The organism is Persicitalea sp., from assembly GCF_041751555.1.
Taxonomy (GTDB): domain Bacteria; phylum Bacteroidota; class Bacteroidia; order Cytophagales; family Spirosomataceae; genus Persicitalea.
In genome coordinates this window covers 1-17,605 of the sequence record NZ_JBGSXF010000048.1, presented here as the reverse complement: position 1 = coordinate 17,605, position 17,605 = coordinate 1, and the positions used below count along the sequence as shown (strand labels likewise).

Here is a 17,605-nt window from a genome sequence, read left to right as displayed (position 1 = left end):
CCATTTGCGGTGGCTATTGATAAACTGGATAAAATCGGGAAGGAAAAAGTGATTCAGGAGCTTCGTGACCGCGGATTCTCTGAGGATAGTATTGTCAAGTTAGAACCTATTTTTACGCTTTCGGAACAACCTGACCCTTTTCCCGCTTTGAAAGAATGGCTGAGCCCTTCCGAAATTGGGTTAAAGGGCATTGATGAGTTGCAGGAGGTCTGGTTACTGGTAGCGGGCTTCGGTCTGGAGAATCCGCAAACGCAGCTTGATATTACGCTGGCGCGCGGACTATCTTACTACACCGGGGCGATTTTCGAGGTAAAAGCCAACGACCATGATAATGTTCCCGTGCAAATCGGCAGTATCAGCGGCGGTGGCCGTTACGACAACCTGACGGGTACTTTCGGTGTGGACGGGCTTTCGGGCGTGGGCATTTCCCTAGGCGTCGATCGCCTTTATGACGTAATGGAAGAACTCGACCTCTTTCCAGCCGATCAGACCATCACGACGCGTGTCATGCTCACGAATTTCGACGAAAAGGCCGCCCGCTATGGGCTGAAAATCTTGAAACAATTGCGCGACGCAGGCCAAAATGCTGAAATGTACCCCGATTCGGTCAAGCTAAAAAAACAACTTGACTACGCAGACCGTAAACAAATTCCCTTCGTCATTCTGATTGGCTCCCAGGAAATGGAATCGGGTAGTTTGACGCTGAAAAATATGAAAACAGGCGAGCAAACCGTCGCCCCTTTGAAAGAAATTATAACTAAACTGAATTGACAAGGCCAAAAGCTAACAGCCGTGTCAGGCTGTAGCCGAAGCCCAAAAGCCACGTAATGACCGATATACTACGCATTGCCGTCCAGAAATCCGGACGACTTAGTGACGACTCCCTTAAGTTAATCAAAGAATGCGGCATCCGTTTCGACAACGGAGCGGGCAAACTACGCGCCCCGGCGGCTAATTTTCCCGCCGAGATCCTGTTCCTGCGCGACGACGACATTCCCGGTTACGTGGAAGACGGCGTAGCGCACCTGGGCATTGTGGGCGAAAACGTAGCGGTGGAAACAGGCCGCGCCGTGGAAACGGTACATCGGCTGGGTTTTTCCAAATGCCGCCTCTCTATCGGTATTCCCAGAGGTGAACCTTACGAATCGATCAAAGACCTCGACGGTAAGAGTATAGCGACCTCTTATCCGCGCATTCTGGGAAAGTACCTGCAGGAAAACGGCGTCGATGCCCAAATCCATGAAATCAGCGGCTCGGTCGAAATTGCGCCTAGTATCGGCTTAGCCGAAGCTGTCTGCGATATCGTGAGTTCCGGCAGCACTCTGTTGAGCAACGGCTTGCAGGAGGTCGAGACAATCTTCCGATCAGAAGCCGTCATGATCGCCAGCCGGAATCTGACGCCCGCCCAGCAATCGTTGCTGGATCAACTGCTGTTCAGAATCAATTCCGTGCAGGCAGCCAAGAACCACAAGTACATTTTGCTCAATTGTCCCACCGGTTCGGTGGAAGAAGTAAGCAGGTACTTGCCCGGTATGAGATCCCCAACGGTAATGCCGCTGGCCAGCGAAGGTTGGTGTTCGGTGCATTCGGTGATCAATGAAAATGATTTTTGGGAAAACATCGAAAAAATCCGTCTGGCGGGCGCCGAGGGTATATTGGTGATCCCAATCGAGAAAATGATCCTCTAACTACTTATAAGCTTTCCGAAAGTTTAACGTCAGACGGCTGGTCTTTCGGAAAGTTGAAGCGTATGAAAATAATCCCATTCCCCATTCGAGCCGATTGGCCAGCTTTACTAACTCGCCCCACCCAGGACTTCGCTGAAATTGAAGATAAAGTCGCTCCCATCCTGCAAAGGGTGAAGGCCGAAGGTGACGCAGCCTTGCGCGATTTCGCCAGCCGATTCGATAAAATAGAACTGGACGAAATCGCTTTCAGCCCACAAGACCTAGAAGCTGCTGAAAGTAAATTGGATAATAACTTGAAAGCGTCTATTCGGCAAGCCTATCAAAACATCACCACCTTTCACGAAGCGCAACGTCAACCCATCGAGAAAATCGAAACCATGCCGGGCGTTTCCTGCTGGCAGCGGAGCGTGGGAATCGACAAAGTCGGCATCTACATTCCCGGCGGCACGGCCCCGTTGTTCAGTACAGTTTTGATGTTGGGCATTCCGGCGCAATTGGCGGGCTGCGGTGAGATCGTGCTGTGTACGCCGAGTGACCATCCGGCGATTTTATTTGCGGCCCAGATGGTGGGCGTAACCAGGGCCTTCCGGGTCGGCGGCGCGCAGGCGATTGCCGCGATGGCTTATGGGACCGAGAGCATTCCGAAGGTTTACAAAATCTTTGGACCGGGCAATCAGTACGTCACGACCGCCAAGATGCTGGTGAGCAAAGAAGGTGTCGCCATCGACATGCCCGCCGGGCCTTCGGAGGTCGCGGTGTATGCCGACGACACGGCTATTCCTGCCTTCATCGCCGCTGACTTACTCTCGCAGGCCGAACACGGGGCAGACAGCCAAGTTTTGCTTGTATCTACCAGTCGTAGACTTCTGAACAGCGTTAACATTACGCTTTCCACGCAATTAGAGGCACTTCCGCGCCGCGACCTCGCCCGGCAGGCCATTGCCAACAGTAAGGCTATTTTGGTAAATTCTCACGAAGAAGCAGTCGACTTGCTGAACGAATACGCTGCCGAACACCTTATTCTGAGTGTGGCCAACGCTGAGAAAGTATTGGAAGAAATTACCAATGCCGGGTCGATTTTTCTGGGGAACTACACCCCTGAATCCTGCGGCGATTATGCTTCCGGCACTAACCACACCCTCCCCACCAATGGCTTCGCTCGGGCGTACAGTGGTGTGTCGTTGGATAGCTTTGTCAAGAAAATTACCGTACAATCTATCACTGAAAAAGGCATACAAAATATCGGCCCCACTGTAGAGTTGATGGCCGAGGCCGAATCGCTCATCGCGCATAAAAGGGCAGTAAGTATTCGGCTGGATTCCTTGCAGTAAAAACCATGTTTGACTTAGAGAAAATAATCCGCCCGCACATCTTGGGCTTGACGCCTTACTCTTCCGCTCGCGACGAGTACAGGGGGCAGGTCGGCGTGTTTCTGGACGCCAACGAGAATCCGCTGGGATCCGTACTTCCGGAAAACTACAACCGTTACCCCGATCCGCACCAAAGGATGATCAAGGAGAAGTTAGCTCCTATCAAAGGCGTGTCGCCCGATCAGATTTTTCTGGGTAACGGAAGCGATGAGGCCATCGACTTGCTCATTCGCGCTACATGTGTACCGGGACAGGATTCCGTTGTTATACTACCGCCAACCTACGGCATGTATGAGGTGAGCGCTTCGATCAATGACGTTACTTTAATTAAAGTACCTTTAACCTCAAATTATCAAGTAGATACCGATAAAGTACTAAACAAATTACAGCCTTCGACGAAGATGATTTGGGTCTGTTCGCCTAATAATCCTTCGGGAAATCTGGTTCAGGAAGCAGCCATCGAAACTTTGTTAAAGAACTTTAATGGTCTGGTGGTAGTGGACGAAGCGTACATCGATTTTGCCGATATACCTTCATGGACTCAGAGGTTGACTGAGTTTCCAAATCTGGTAGTTCTGCAGACTTTCTCCAAAGCCTGGGGACTGGCTTCGCTGCGTTTAGGGATGTGCTTCGCCGCGCCAGAAATGATTTTCATTTTAAACAAGATCAAACCGCCCTACAACCTGAGTGGCCCAACGCAAGCACTCCTCTACCAAGCCCTTGATAATGAATCGGCTAAAGACACAATGGTGCAGCAGATTCTCGATGAGCGGACGAAATTGGTTAGTCAACTGAGAGGATTGCCAACCGTCCTAAAAGTACATTCTTCTGATGCTAACTTCTTGCTAGTGCAATTCCAGGATGCAACTGATACAATGAAGTACCTGCTCGACGGCAAAATTATCGTACGGGATCGCAGCAAGGTACTTCTTTGCGATGATTGCTTACGAATAACGGTGGGAACGGCAGAAGAAAATGATGTTTTGGTTTCCGCTTTGCGTATTTTTGCACCAAATAACGTTTCTGCATAGTGGTCTTGCCCAGTCGGCTTGTCACATGGCAGAATAACCCATCGACATTCATGAAAAAAATAACGCTGACCCTGATTTGCCTTTTTGCCGTGACTCTAGCCCACGCTCAGTACGACAACTGGGCTGTCGGCTTTAAGCTCGGCGAGCCCACGGGCGTCAACATCCGCAAGTACTTTAACAATGTCAACGCTATCGACGTGACCATCGGCTCTTTCGGTGGCATTCTGGCGAATAACCGGGAGTATCGCCGGGGCAATTATAAAAACACCGGGATTTCTTTTCAGGCCCACTACCTGTGGCATAATTCGCTGTTCAATTCAGAACTGGCCCACATTTACTACGGTTTTGGCCCGCAGGTCAACAGCCGCCGCTATTACCCTGATAATCTGCAAAACCAGCAGATCAAGTACACCAGTAATATCTCGCTTGGTGGATCGGGTATTGGCGGCTTCGAGTACTTCCTGCCCGACGGTCGATTGTCGATCTTCCTCGAAGGCGGCGTATATATCGAGCTCTTGCCTGGCCCGTTCTTCATCAGCCCCAATGTCTCCGGCGGCGTGCGACTGAATCTTTGAGGAAGTTCAATCTTAGATTATCAAAAGGCGGGCGCAAGTCTGCCTTTTTTGCGTAAATTCGAGTCCAACGCACACCAAAGGAATAACAGAACTATTGCGTCATCCCCGTTAATCGTTGGCCCTTAACCTTTAACCCCGAAGTAGTTGTTTAAAGTCTATTCTTCCTCCGCCGGCTCCGGCAAGACCTACACGCTCACGAAAGAGTATCTGAAACTTGCGCTAAGCTCGGAGTCAGACACGTATTTCCGCTCCATCTTGGCCGTGACCTTCACGAACGCCGCCGCTAACGAGATGAAAGAGCGGATCATTCTGATGCTACGCACCTTTTCGTCGCCTGAGGGCAAATCGCATTTCATGCTACGCGATATTGTGACCGAACTGTATCCCGGCATCGAAAACGACCCGACGCTGCTCGCTGAAACCACCGAACTCTACGCGCAACGGGCCAAGAAGATTTTCCGCAAAATTCTGCACCGCTACTCCGATTTTTCGGTTATGACCATCGACAAGTTCACCCAGCGGCTCGTGAGTAGCTTTACCGACGAATTGGGCATTCCGTTCGCCTTCGAGACGGTGCTGGAGAGCGACCAACTTTCCAATGCCGTGGACCGGATGCTGGCCCGCATCGGACAGGAGGGAGAGGAGCTGCTGACCGATGTGGTCGAAACTTACTATAGCGAGAGTGCCGAGGATGGCAAAAGCTGGGGCAGTCTGCCACACCGCATCCGGGAAGCTGCCTACGACCTGCTGAACGAGAAAAGCTATCTGGCTATGAAAAAGGTGGACGCGCTGGACGTACAGGACTGGGTCGGCATCAGCCGCCAGATCAAGGCATTTGTGCGAGAAACCGAACACAGCATTCAGGAACAGGCACAACGCGGACTTGATGCAATTCGAAGCAAGCATTTGGTAGCCAAGGACTTTTACCAATCGACCCGGGGAATATATTCTTATTTCGAGAAACGAGCGGCGGGAATTGACCTTTGGGCGGAGGAGAATAGCCTTGTTAAAACTACTATCAATGAAGACAAATGGTACGCCGGTAAAATATCGTCTTTTATCCAACAAGAAATCGACAGCATTTCTACCGTTTTGATTAGCTGTCACCGCGAAATGGCGCAGACACTAGGAATCGCCGCTCAGAAGGGTAGTTTACTCCGCCTGATCGACAAGCACTTATACAATCTCTCGCTGTTGGGTGAAATCCGCAAGGAATTCGACGCACTGCTAAAGCAGGGCAATCAGGTTCATATTTCTGACTTCAACCGCAAAGTACTTGAAATCGTGACGCGGGAACCCGTGCCGTTTATTTATGAGAGGCTGGGGGAGAAGTACAGCCACATTCTGGTGGACGAATTTCAGGATACGTCCAAACTGCAATTTGCTAACCTGCTGCCGCTTATCGACAATGCACTGGGTTTTGGCAATTTTAACCTCATTGTCGGCGACGCCAAGCAGTCGATCTATCGGTTTCGGGGCGGCGACATGGATTTGATCCTGCATTTGTCCAAAAATCAGTTTGGCGAGCTGGCCGGGGTGATTGGCGACAACGCCTTTACGGAAGAGCGACTGCTGAGTCTGGCGCGCGAGCTGGACGTGGCGCACTTAAAAACCAACCGCCGCAGCTACCGCGAGGTGACGGAATTCAACAACAACTTCTTCTCCACCGTAGCCGAAAGCGATGCGGCGGCCGAATCTGGCTTGTTAACTTCTGTTTTCGATGAGCATTTCCAACAGGAAATGACGGCTGACGTAAAAATGGGTGGTCACGTTCAGATCGAATTCCTGTCCGAACCCACGGCGGATGAAGTAGTGGAATCCGAAGAGGATAGCCCAAAAGTGATGGTGACGCGCACCCTGGAACTTGTGGATGAACTGCGAAGTCAGGGCTACCATTGGCGAGACATCGCAATTCTCTGCCGCCGCAAAACCGAGGCCACGGATCTTGCTTCCGCTCTGAAAGAGCGCGGTGATCCGCTCATTTCCGATGACTCGCTGCTGCTGACTTACTCGCAGACGGTCAACCTGCTGGTGTCGTTCATGCAGGTACTCCAGACGCCCGACGACGCCCTGGCCCGCTACGAAGCCGCTTACCATTTTCACCGGATTATCCTGGAAAAAATTCCCGACGCCACGCAGCACGCCGCCATTCGGGATATGTGCGCCCGGCGCAGTACGACGTCTTTCCTGCGCTACTTTGAGGCGCACGGCATGGAGTTTAACGCCTTTCGATTGCGGCAGTTGGGGGTGTACGAGTTGTGCGAAAAGCTCGTCAATACCTTCCAACTCTTCAACGGCCTCACCGAAGGACCGTACCTGTTTCGTTTCATGGATGCTATTCTGGAATTTGGCACCCGCCAGAGCAACCACCTGGCTGACTTCCTGACCTATTGGCAAACCGCCAAGCACAAAATTTCTATCACCGTTCCCGGCAACGCCGACGCGCTGCGCATCACGACCATTCACAAGTCCAAGGGGCTGGAATATCCCGTGGTCATCGTGCCAAACTGCGACTGGCGCTTTACGCCCAACGGCAACCGTGACCGGATTTGGGTCGATTTGGAAGGCGTGGAAGACGCCGAACTGCTCATCGAAAGTCTGGACGAAGCGCAGCAAACGATCACCAAACGCCTCAATAGTTCTGTAGTGTCGATGGTGAAGGAACTGGACGAAACCGTGCTGCAAGGCGAGTACCAGGAGGAGAAAAACCGCACGCTGCTGGAAAACCTGAACCTGCTGTACGTCGCCTTTACCCGTCCGGTGCAGCGGCTGTATGTCCTGGCCAAAAGTCCCAGGGACTGGGCGAAGTGCAACGATTCGGTTCATCGCTGGCTATATGATTTCCTGAACAGCGAAAAATCACCCGTTCCCTGGGACGAGGGGCGGAGCATTTACCTCCTCTCGGAAGGCCGAGGTGATTGCCGCCACAAAGAAGCCGACGACAATGTAACGCCCTACCCGCTGCGGGATGTCATCAGCACCGACCGCACCGAGCGCCTGCGGCTGCGCCGGATGGCCGAGCGGATTTTCGACGTGGAGACTTTTGAAAAAAAGAAGGATCGCCTGCAAAAAATGCGCTACGCCCTGTCGCTGATCTCCACGCGGGCGGACATTTCAAAAATTATCCGCCAACTCATCACCGAGGGCATCGTGGAAGGCAGCGAAGCCGAACACCTGCGCGTTTCGCTCGACCGACTATTCCACAACGAGCCGCTGGCAACGCTCTTCGGCGAAAGGGCCACCGTGCGCCTTAAAAAAGTATTCCTGCTGCCCAAAGGCAAAATGCTGATTGCTGATCGTCTGGTCAAACTACCCGACGGCAGCGAAGTGATAGTGAACGTCGTGGCTGGAACGGGCAACGACGCCACCCGCCGCCAATTGAGCCGCGCCTTACAAGCCTACCAGTCCATGAACAAGCCGCACTGCCGGGGGCTGTTAATGACGTTGGCGGATTCGGGAGTGGAGTGGGTGGATTAACTTTGTGGAGAACTATCTACTGAGGAGATTTTATGTCAAAACGACCTTCGGTGATTTTATAAGTAGTTCCCGACGAATTTCCGACCGTAAAGTCGAAAGTGCCGGCCAGTACGCCAGTTATGGTGTCTGCTTTTGTGATGGTTATTTTGCCTGTAAAATTCGATGAAGTGGTGTAGGTAGAGTTGCCAGTCTGGTACATACCATAATCTTTGGAAAATAGGGCGTATGGGCGAATTTGTGTGTTTTCGTTCAGCAGATGTTCACCTACATTTGTTTCGTTTAATTGAAGATGAATGCCTTGTCTATCTTTTGAACGTGTTCGTATCCAAATCCGTCTTATAGGCGGATTTTCCCCAAGTAGGTTGAACCCTCCCGTGATAGGTTTGGTTGCCTGAAATCCCGTTCCGCCATCCGGTACCCACGGCTTTCCGTTGATCTTGCAACCGAAGGTATTCTTTCCTTCCTGCGTGGCCTTTGGTAGAGGGTCTTTATATTCCTGAGTGCAGCAAAGTGCCAAAAACAGCCATATCGCGGGCAAAGACAAGCTAGCAAATCGACGCGATCGATTCCATAGAATGGGTCTTCGTTGCATATTGATGCGTTTGAAGTTTTGCAAAAAAATCAGATAAATTCCATCTGAAAGTATTTAGACGAGACAAGTTGACAAATTTGTTAAAATAGGTGAATGGGCAATTTGTTTGGTAACCAAACAACGAATAGCTTTGTCAGATAGCTTAAATCTCTCACGATGAAAGATGCAATTATTAAGCTAATGGAGGAGGCAAAAATAAATCTCCTTCAAAAGCTTAGGGAAGAATCAGATGAATTGAGTCCTGACGAAACGGATCAGATTTTGGACTCCATTCTAGAAATCAATAAGATACTCGATGAGTTAAGAGGTTAACTCAAAACAGATCAATACTGTAAACTACATAGATTATGGAAGCACAAACTAAAAACCGCCAAACAACGAGCGAACTGCTTGAAGAAACCCAAGGCCTAATCCAACGGGCGAAAGATTTTTTGGTAGCCGAAGGCAAAGTAGTAGAACTTGAGAAATTCCTCACAATCAAGCGTTATTGCGAAAAACACGAAATCAAAAACGAAGCGGTAGTCACTAACTGGATTCGGCGGGGTGTTGTACCTGCGGAGGACATTGCCGTCATTGAGGAACTCAACGGGCTGCGGATGATCCGCGATCGAAGGTACAAATAATCATAGCAATTTTTTTATGAAAACCCTAGTTATCCTGCTTCTTGCGATGCTTTCCCTATCTACATCTACTTTTGCCCAGAAGCCCGTCCGCCTGGCCGTGGCGGGCCTTAGCCACGGTCATGTAGGCTGGGTCTTCAACCGTAAGGACAAAACGGACACCGAGCTGGTAGGTATTTACGAAAAAGACCAAGCCCTGGTGGAGAAATTCATTAAGCGCTATAACCTTGACCCCAAGCTGTTTTATAACGACCTGGATAAAATGCTGGCTGACACCAAGCCGGAGGCCGTTTCCGCCTTCGGGCCTATTGACGAGCATATTACCGTTGCCCTCGCCGCCGCGCCGCGCAAGATACACGTGATGGTCGAGAAGCCTCTGGCGACTACCTATAAGGACGCCCAGGAAATGGCGGCTTTGGCCAAAAAACACAATGTAAAAATCCTGACCAACTACGAGACATCCTGGTACGCCAGCAACCAGCACGTACAACAACTTTACGCCGACGGCAAGCTGGGCGAAATCCGCAAGGTGATGGTTAATGATGGCCACCAGGGGCCTCGCGAAATTGGTGTGAGCGATGAGTTCTTCGCCTTCCTCACCGACCCGGTGCAGAACGGCGCGGGCGCCCTCACCGATTTCGGTTGCTACGGAGCCAACCTGATGACCTGGCTGATGCGCGGGGAGAAGCCACTGTCGGTCACAGCCGTCACCCAAACCAACAAGCCCAATATTTATCCCAAAGTGGACGATGAGGCTACAATCATCTTGCAGTACCCCAAGGCGCAGTGCGTCATTCAGGCGTCGTGGAACTGGACTTTCTCGCGCAAGGATATGGAAGTGTATGGCACCAAGGGCTACGCCGTGGCCGTGGACCGTACCACCGTTCGGCAGCGGCTGGCTGAGAAGAGCCCCGAAGAAACGCTGAAACTCGATTCTCGCCCTGCGCCATACGAAGATCCGTTCTCGGTTTTGGCCCAGGTCGTACGTGGTCAACTGACGCTGGATCAGAACGATTTGTACGAACTACCCATCAATGTGACGGTCGTACAAATCCTGGAAGCAGCGGAAAAATCAGCCGATACGGGACGGAAAGTGCTTTTTGATTGATTTTTTTATTCCACAACCGTGGGCTCCATTTTTTATATAAAATCCTTTAATACAGGATTTTACAAAACATAAAGGAAAATAGCCAAAATCATGCAAGTCCGTTTTTAGAAAAAAAACTTGCATTTATTAAAACAATTCCTCTCCTTTGTACTCAATTTTTTATCTTATACAAATAATACAATGCAAGAAGGAACAGTTAAGTTTTTCAATGACACCAAAGGATTTGGTTTCATTTCCCCATCCGATGGAGGTCAGGACATTTTCGTACACGTTTCCGGCCTAGCCGATGACATTCGCGAGAATGACCGCGTGTCCTACGAAGTTGAACAAGGCAAAAAAGGTCTAAATGCAGTTAACGTAAAAGTTATCTAATATTTATCCCGAGTAATTTGAAGGGGCGCACCAATCGGTGTGCCCCTTTTTTGTGTTCTCTGCGATTGAAAAAAACTATCGAAGGTCTTCCTTAAAAGTATCGCGCGCCAGTCGTACCTGCAGCCGCAGGTTCACGCTGCGGTCATTGGGATTATTCCGCCCGCCGCCCGTGCCGAGGCTGACGCCACCTCCACCGAAGCCGCCGCCGCCAAAACCACCGCTGCCCATCCCTATGCTTACACCAGGCGCGATACCGCCCAGGCCATTGCCGCTGCCTTCGGTCTTGATGCCTACCTCGATTGTCCTGGCTTGTTGGGCATCAGTACCCAACTGCGCGAAAGGAATGCTGAATTGCTGTGTCAGTTCCTGATTTTCGTCGAAGGTGATGCGGGCGCGGATGCCCGCCTGATTTTCCACCAAATTGATAAATCGCTCGCCCTGCTTGTCCTTCCAGAGCGCCTCTTTGTTGAAGGCTTCGATCATCCGATTCAAGCTCAGGCTGTTCGGCAAGTCGATTTGCATTTTACTTAAAGCCCGCTTGTCTTCGCGCGTCACAACGGGAAAGACAATGGAACGATCCTCCCGGATGTTTTCTGGACTGAACGTTAGCCGGATGCCATTGGTCAGGATTTGCTTGGCCGTTAGCGGGTCGCGGGTTTTTAGCGTAACGTACATGAACTGGTCGTCGTTAACGACGCCAAACCGCAACCTAGATTGCTGGTCAAGTCCGTCGAGCTTGTTCTGATCGACGTAAGTGAACGGAGCGTTCCATTTAGCGTCGTAAGGTACTTTTTTGGCCGTGTTGCAGCCTGATATGATTTGGGAACCCGCCAGGAAAAGGATGGCGGGGATAATGGTATTTTTCATAAAATCGTGGGTTGAATTATTAGTGTAGAACTAACGTATTTTAGGGGCTAACATTACAACGGCCCCCAAAAATTCCGGTGAAACCATTTTAAAGTTCGGTCATTCTAAGGGAAATAGGCTATTTTTGGCCGTTGCTACTTATCATGAATAAAAGAGCCTCCGCGCCACCAATGAAAATAATTTACCCGCTGATTTTTTGTATTTTTTTCATTTGTTGGATTCCTTCCGTCGCCCTAGCTCAGAAGTCATACCCCACGCCTTCCTTCAATCTGACCGCCACAACAGCCAACTACATCATTGACGGCGAACTTAACGAAGCCGAGTGGATTCAGCACCGAGTCATCGACCAGTTCTGGCAGTTTTTTCCCGTCGATACGATACTAGCGAAGCATCAGACGGAGATTTTCATGACTTACGACGACAATTTTTTGTACGTCGCGGCCAAGTGCCATACCGAGAGCGATAAGTTCATTATTCCTTCCTTCCGCCGCGATTTCCGGGCGGGTGGCAACGACAACATCAGCTTTCTGTTCGACACCTTTCTGGACAAGACCAATGCTTTCCTATTCGGCATGAATCCCTACGGCGTGATGCGCGAGGCGCTAATCAGCAATGGTGGCTCCGACACGCAGTTTTTCAATACCTACTGGGACAACAAATGGGAAGGCGAATCCAAAATATTCGACAACTACTGGACCTGCGAGATGAAGATTCCGTTCAAAACCCTGCGGTACATTGACGGCGGCAGGGCCTGGAACTTCATGAGTTACCGCTTTGACACTCAAATCAACGAGCAGTCCACCTGGGTCAGGATTCCGCAAAACCAGATTATTTTCAACCTGGCATTTTCGGGGATGATGGAATTTGATAAACCATTACGCAAGCCGGGAGCCAACCTGGCTATCATTCCCTACGTGCGGGCGGGGCAAGCCCGTGATTTCCTGAAAGAACCGACGGCTAAAACTCCGCTCAACTCCATCGGCGCGGATTTGAAGGTTGGCATCACGCCGGGCCTGATTCTGGACGCCACGATTAACCCTGACTTCTCGACTGTAGAAGCCGACCGACAGGTGCAGAACCTCACCCGTTTCGACATTTCGCTCTCTTTCCCCGAGCAGCGGCAGTTCTTTCTGGAAAACTCTGACCTATTTGGCACTTTCGGGAGCCAAGAGACTTTCAATTCCACGATGGGTAACCAGAATTTCACCCCCTTTTACTCCCGCCGGGTGGGGCTGGAAGTCGATACGACTACCGGAACGTACACGCCTATACGTATCCTCTCCGGCGTCCGGCTCAATGGCAAGGTGAGCAAGAACCTACGTATTGGGCTGCTAAACGTGCAGACCGCCCGTGACGTGGAGCGCGGCATCTCCAGCGCGAACACTACTGTGGCTGTGGTGCAGCAAAAAGTATTCAGCCGCTCGAACATTACGGCCCTTTTTATTGATAAGGAAGTATTCAACCCCGCTCCGGGCCGTGACCGCTTCAGCCGTGTGGCGGGCCTGGAATACAACCACGCCTCGGCCGACAACAAGTGGCTGGGCAAATTCTACTACCACCAGGCCTTCACACCTACCGACGGTGAAAATCAATTTGCGACTGGAGCTTCGCTGACGCTGAACAAGTACCGTTACCAAGTCACGGGCAACTACTACTACATCGGCGAGGACTTTCGGGCCGATGTAGGCGTGGTGCCACGCCGAAACGTCTATCGCATCAATCCAATCGCGCAACTGAATTTTTACCCCAACAACAAACGCATTAACCGACATAGCGTGGGTGTCAGCTACGAGGAGTACCGCAAGCCGAGCCTTGGCCTCACGGACCAGGCCATCGGGCTGGTGGGCGACGTGACGTTTCAGAACTACGCTACGCTGCAATGGCAAGTAGCGAACACTTACACCTACCTTTTCACCGATTTCGACCCCACCCGCAGCGGCAATGAACCCCTGCGGCGCGGCACCGACTACCGCTACACCAACGCCCAATTCAACTACCGCTCCGACCGCCGCAAAAAACTCAATACTGAGGTACGGGGTACTTTTGGCCAAAATTTCAACGGCACCATCGCCAGCTTGACGGGCCTGTTACTCTACCGTTTCCAGCCTTACGGCGACCTTACGATGAATTTCAGTTATAGCCGCATCACGACTTCCGAAGGCCAGGGTACTTTGTTCCTGATTGGTCCGCGCACTGACATTACTTTTTCCAAAAAACTCTTCTGGACTACTTTTTTTCAGTACAACAATTTGTCCAACAACGTCAACATCAACAGCCGCCTGCAATGGCGATTCCGCCCGGTGTCAGATTTCTTCCTGGTGTATTCAGACAATTATTTTGCCGATAGTTTTGCGGGAAAAAACCGGGCGATCATTGCGAAGTTGACGTACTGGTTTAATTTATAATTTTGAATGATAGAATTAGTGAATATTGCTTGCGCCAGTCTATTCTATCGTTCACTCATTGAAAACTAGTACCAATAATCGTGAGTACCCTGTCGCTTTTCATCACCTTTTCAGTACTGATTGTGGCTTTCGTCGGCTGGATGATCTGGGCGAAGTTCGTCAAGCGAAAGTACCAGGGCTTTTCCAAGAAGTGGCGAACCATTCTTGATGATAAAGTTTCGTTTTACGAACAATTATCAGCAGACGAGAAACTGCGTTTCGAGCAGGAAATTCTCAGTTTTATGAATGATGTGAACATTACGGGCGTCGAGATGGAGATCGATGACACTGACCGCCTGCTCGTGGCGGCGAGCGCTGTCATTCCGCTTTTTGGTTTCCCGCAATTACGCTATCGGAACATCAGCGAGATACTACTCTATCGGGGTACTTTCAACGCCGACTACCAAACCGAAGGCGAGGCGCGTAATATCTTGGGCCAGGTAGGTTCGGGCAAGATGAATCGGCTGATGATTCTGTCGCTGCCCGCCCTGCACGCAGGTTTCGAGAATGAAAAGAGCAAGAATAACGTCGGCATTCATGAATTCGTCCACCTGATTGACAAGGCCGATGGGGCCACCGACGGAATTCCCGAAAGTCTGATGCAGAAGCAGTATGTGCTGCCATGGCTTCAACTCGTCCACCAGGAAACCGAGAAAATAAAAGCGGACGAGTCGGATATCGACCCCTATGCCGCCACGAGCGAGGTGGAGTTTCTGAGCGTGGCGAGCGAGTACTTTTTCAGCCGACCCGAATTATTTGAGGAAAAGCATCCGGCACTTTATGAGTTAATGACGAAAATGTATCGGCAGGAGCCTGGATAAGCGCAGTTTGCGAATCATTTAAAAGAAATAACTACCTTGAAGGATCACAAATTTACGCAAAATTCACTCTCATGCCTAATCTCGACAAGCCCGATTTTTCGAAGCTCAAAGCCCTTTACATCAATTGCACCCTGAAAAAATCGCCCGCGCAAAGCCACACTGCCGGACTAATGGAGGTTTCGCGCCACATCATGGAAGCCGAAGGCGTGGCTACGGAGTTGCTTCGCTTGGTGGACTATGACATTGCCCCCGGCGTGCAGCCCGATATGACGAAAGAAGATGATTCGATCAAAAAGGACGATTGGCCGGAAGTGTATAAAAAGGTGAAGGCGGCCGATATTCTGGTCATCGGCACACCAATCTGGCTGGGTGAGCGCTCCTCGGTAGCCACGCAACTCGTCGAACGGCTGTACGCAATGAGCGCCAAGCAAAACGAGAAAGGTCAGTATGTTTATTACGGAAAAGTAGGTGGCTGCATCATCACGGGCAATGAAGACGGAATTAAACACTGTGCAATGGGCCTGCTCTACGCCATGCAGCACATTGGGTACAGCACTCCGCCGCAAGCCGATTGCGGCTGGATTGGGGAAGTGGGGCCGGGACCGAGCTATCTGGATGAAAAAGCCAATGCCCTAGACAACAGTTTCACCAATCGCAATACAACTTTTATGACCTATAATCTCCTGCACCTGGCCAAACTACTGAAAGAAAATGGTGGCTATTCCACTTACGGAAATTCGGTCAAGGAATGGGAGGATGGCGAGCGCTGGGAATTCAAGCAGGTGAACAAATAATGGGGCATGGTTTTTTCATAATTAGTTTTTGTAAAGATTTTGTCTCAAAAAACTCACAATAAAACCCTAACTGCCATGATCAATGACCAGAACCCGGTACCCGGCGTGCCTACACCCGGCGGCATTCCCGCTCCTGAAATCATGCCGCCCGTAGGCCCGCCCGAAACCCCGGCGCAGCCTGACCTACCCGAGACGCCGCAGCCCGTTGTGCCGGATGAGAACCCTATAACAAATCCGCCGTCCGAGACGCCCGACCTGAACCCGGCTCCCGAACGCGAACCCATTGGTCCGGGTATTCCTGAACTAAATCCAGCTCCGGGCGAAGAACCGACCTAGCCCATGCGCTGAAGTGGAGAAACGGCCAATGGAGCGAATCCATTGGCCGTTTCTATTTTCTCTACCGCAATGTCGCATTCAACTTCTAGCACAATATCAAGCAAAAGTAGAACCCCGCGTTTTCAGGTACTGCCCTACGTTACAGGTGATCCCATTCAAAACTTCAATGTCTTCATTCCAATCCAGCACTTGCCAGGGGGATCCCGGCGTAGCTACGGTAACCTTCTTCGCCTGAGTTGTTACCCAAATCGCTTTTTCCACTCCGAAGTCGAGTAGTTTTTGGGTTTTCTTGAAAATATAGTTGCCATTTCCCATATCGGCGGGATCGGCGCGGATATCCACTTCGATGGCTATTTTGGGGCAAACGTCCACGTAATGCTCATCGATTTTGTCGATTGTTAAGTATTCGTTGTCGAAGATCAGAATATCTCCTGCTAAGTTATTGTGCTTATCAAGGTGAAGACCGGATTCGCTGGATAAAATGGTGTACTTTGAATCATCCAAGGATTTACCCAGCAGAATAATTAGATACGTAACGATAAGTGACTGCAATCCACTAGAGCCCATGATTTCTGAAAAAGTTTTTTGACCTGACATGACTTCCCGGTAGCCCCGATAGTGGATGGGCTGTCCGTCGATGATTTCGTAGATCAGGTGTTCGGGTACTTTGGCGCGAGATTTGCGAACTTTTGGACCGGATTTAGTAGCAATCATTTCTTTGATTCTTTGGGCGAGTTCAAATATAGCGAAAGATCGTGGCGATTTCAATCCAAACTACCCGACAGCCCCAAGCATTGGGGTAGTTTGGGTAAAGGCTATCGCATGGCTGCTTTTATCCTAAAAAAACCGCCTCCACTATGCGCCTAATCTTTCTCCTAGCCTTCCTCCTGACCGGAACTACCTACTTTTTGGGTTTTCTTGACAAAGAGACCCCAACTACCTTCACCACCGCCGAAACCATGCTCGTCGTCCGGCAGGACGAGGCGGCGGGTACTATAGAAGTCTTCCGGCAGGGCGAAAAAAAGCCCATCGTCACCCAAGTGGCCAAGGCCGATTTCCGGCCTTACCTCCATCCCATTGTCGCGCCTGACGGCAAAGGTTTTCTGACAGAATACAGCCCCGGCCACCACAAGCACCAAACAGGCTTGTACTGGGGCTTCACCCGCGTAAATGGCCGCGATTATTTCCACCACCCCACCGATGGATACTGGAAACGTAAGTCGGCCACGGTACTGGGAGCCAAAGGCGAAGAAGTTAAGTGGCAAACGGTGTACGACCTGCTGGACGAAAACGGTAAAACTACCCTCACCGAAACTCAAACCTGGACGATGCGCGAGGAAGATGGCAAGTACTTCCTGGACCTGACCTGGAGCGGCGAGGCAAAAACCGACGTGACCATCGGCAAGTACGACTACGGCGGGCTTTTCCTGCGGATGCCGTGGAAGGAAGGAATCAAAGGCGAGGTAGTCAACGCCGCGCGGCAACGCAACGAAAAGGCCGAAGGCCAACG

Annotated in this window: 17 protein-coding genes; 14 read left to right on the top strand and 3 right to left on the bottom strand. The window is 50.9% G+C overall.

Going from position 1 to position 17,605, the window contains the following annotated elements:
- The 6 genes from ACEW8P_RS01585 to ACEW8P_RS01560 all read left to right on the top strand — a co-directional run.
- A partial coding sequence (locus ACEW8P_RS01585; RefSeq protein ID WP_373511361.1) for a His/Gly/Thr/Pro-type tRNA ligase C-terminal domain-containing protein occupies positions 1-771 on the top strand: 771 nt, incomplete at its 5' end.
- Between the two features lie 56 nt (positions 772-827).
- Positions 828-1,688 (top strand): ATP phosphoribosyltransferase, encoded by an 861-nt coding sequence (gene hisG, locus ACEW8P_RS01580; RefSeq protein WP_373511360.1) that lies wholly within the window; start codon positions 828-830, stop codon positions 1,686-1,688.
- Between the two features lie 62 nt (positions 1,689-1,750).
- Positions 1,751-3,019 carry a histidinol dehydrogenase gene (gene hisD, locus ACEW8P_RS01575; RefSeq protein ID WP_373511359.1) on the top strand — a complete coding sequence of 423 codons (1,269 nt, stop codon included), beginning with the start codon at positions 1,751-1,753 and terminating at the stop codon, positions 3,017-3,019.
- 5 nt (positions 3,020-3,024) lie between these two features.
- Positions 3,025-4,089, top strand: a complete 1,065-nt coding sequence (gene hisC, locus ACEW8P_RS01570) for a histidinol-phosphate transaminase (protein ID WP_373511358.1) — start codon at positions 3,025-3,027, stop codon at positions 4,087-4,089.
- A 50-nt stretch (positions 4,090-4,139) separates the two neighbouring features.
- Positions 4,140-4,664 (top strand): hypothetical protein, encoded by a 525-nt coding sequence (locus ACEW8P_RS01565; protein WP_373511357.1) that lies wholly within the window; start codon positions 4,140-4,142, stop codon positions 4,662-4,664.
- 144 nt (positions 4,665-4,808) lie between these two features.
- Positions 4,809-8,141, top strand: coding sequence for a UvrD-helicase domain-containing protein (locus ACEW8P_RS01560; RefSeq protein ID WP_373511356.1), 3,333 nt, complete (start codon positions 4,809-4,811; stop codon positions 8,139-8,141).
- A gap of 16 nt (positions 8,142-8,157) precedes the next feature.
- On the opposite strand, the gene ACEW8P_RS01555 is transcribed toward ACEW8P_RS01560, so the two are convergent.
- Entirely contained in the window at positions 8,158-8,733 is a 576-nt protein-coding gene (locus tag ACEW8P_RS01555) for a hypothetical protein (protein WP_373511355.1), read from the bottom strand.
- Positions 8,734-9,080: 347 nt separating this feature from the next.
- Here ACEW8P_RS01555 and ACEW8P_RS01550 point away from each other — a divergent pair, with 347 nt between their 5' ends.
- From ACEW8P_RS01550 to ACEW8P_RS01540, 3 genes are all read left to right on the top strand, one after another.
- The gene (locus tag ACEW8P_RS01550) at positions 9,081-9,356 is read left to right on the top strand and encodes a hypothetical protein (protein WP_373511354.1); all 276 of its coding nucleotides are present in this window, start codon (positions 9,081-9,083) and stop codon (positions 9,354-9,356) included.
- Positions 9,357-9,372: 16 nt separating this feature from the next.
- Positions 9,373-10,461 (top strand): Gfo/Idh/MocA family protein, encoded by a 1,089-nt coding sequence (locus tag ACEW8P_RS01545; protein WP_373511353.1) that lies wholly within the window; start codon positions 9,373-9,375, stop codon positions 10,459-10,461.
- A 180-nt stretch (positions 10,462-10,641) separates the two neighbouring features.
- The gene (locus ACEW8P_RS01540; RefSeq protein ID WP_189565766.1) at positions 10,642-10,833 is read left to right on the top strand and encodes a cold-shock protein; all 192 of its coding nucleotides are present in this window, start codon (positions 10,642-10,644) and stop codon (positions 10,831-10,833) included.
- A 75-nt stretch (positions 10,834-10,908) separates the two neighbouring features.
- On the opposite strand, the gene ACEW8P_RS01535 is transcribed toward ACEW8P_RS01540, so the two are convergent.
- Positions 10,909-11,700, bottom strand: coding sequence for a hypothetical protein (locus ACEW8P_RS01535; protein WP_373511352.1), 792 nt, complete (start codon positions 11,698-11,700; stop codon positions 10,909-10,911).
- A 170-nt stretch (positions 11,701-11,870) separates the two neighbouring features.
- On the opposite strand from ACEW8P_RS01535, the gene ACEW8P_RS01530 reads away from it, so the two are divergent.
- The 4 genes from ACEW8P_RS01530 (at position 11,871) to ACEW8P_RS01515 (ending at position 16,095) form a co-directional block, all read left to right on the top strand.
- Positions 11,871-14,105: a DUF5916 domain-containing protein gene (locus ACEW8P_RS01530; protein ID WP_373511351.1), complete on the top strand. Its 2,235-nt coding sequence runs from the start codon at positions 11,871-11,873 to the stop codon at positions 14,103-14,105.
- 80 nt (positions 14,106-14,185) lie between these two features.
- The gene (locus ACEW8P_RS01525; protein ID WP_373511350.1) at positions 14,186-14,965 is read left to right on the top strand and encodes a zinc-dependent peptidase; all 780 of its coding nucleotides are present in this window, start codon (positions 14,186-14,188) and stop codon (positions 14,963-14,965) included.
- A gap of 71 nt (positions 14,966-15,036) precedes the next feature.
- Positions 15,037-15,759: a flavodoxin family protein gene (locus ACEW8P_RS01520; protein ID WP_373511349.1), complete on the top strand. Its 723-nt coding sequence runs from the start codon at positions 15,037-15,039 to the stop codon at positions 15,757-15,759.
- Positions 15,760-15,834: 75 nt separating this feature from the next.
- Complete coding sequence (locus ACEW8P_RS01515; protein ID WP_373511348.1) at positions 15,835-16,095, top strand: filamentous hemagglutinin; 261 nt, start codon at positions 15,835-15,837, stop codon at positions 16,093-16,095.
- Between the two features lie 96 nt (positions 16,096-16,191).
- Here ACEW8P_RS01515 and ACEW8P_RS01510 read toward each other — a convergent pair whose 3' ends face one another.
- A complete protein-coding gene (locus ACEW8P_RS01510) occupies positions 16,192-16,809 on the bottom strand; it encodes a Uma2 family endonuclease (protein WP_373511347.1) in 618 nt (205 codons plus the stop codon).
- A 143-nt stretch (positions 16,810-16,952) separates the two neighbouring features.
- On the opposite strand from ACEW8P_RS01510, the gene ACEW8P_RS01505 reads away from it, so the two are divergent.
- Positions 16,953-17,605, top strand: a 653-nt coding sequence (locus ACEW8P_RS01505; protein ID WP_373511346.1) for a DUF6807 family protein, incomplete at its 3' end; no start/stop codon positions are given.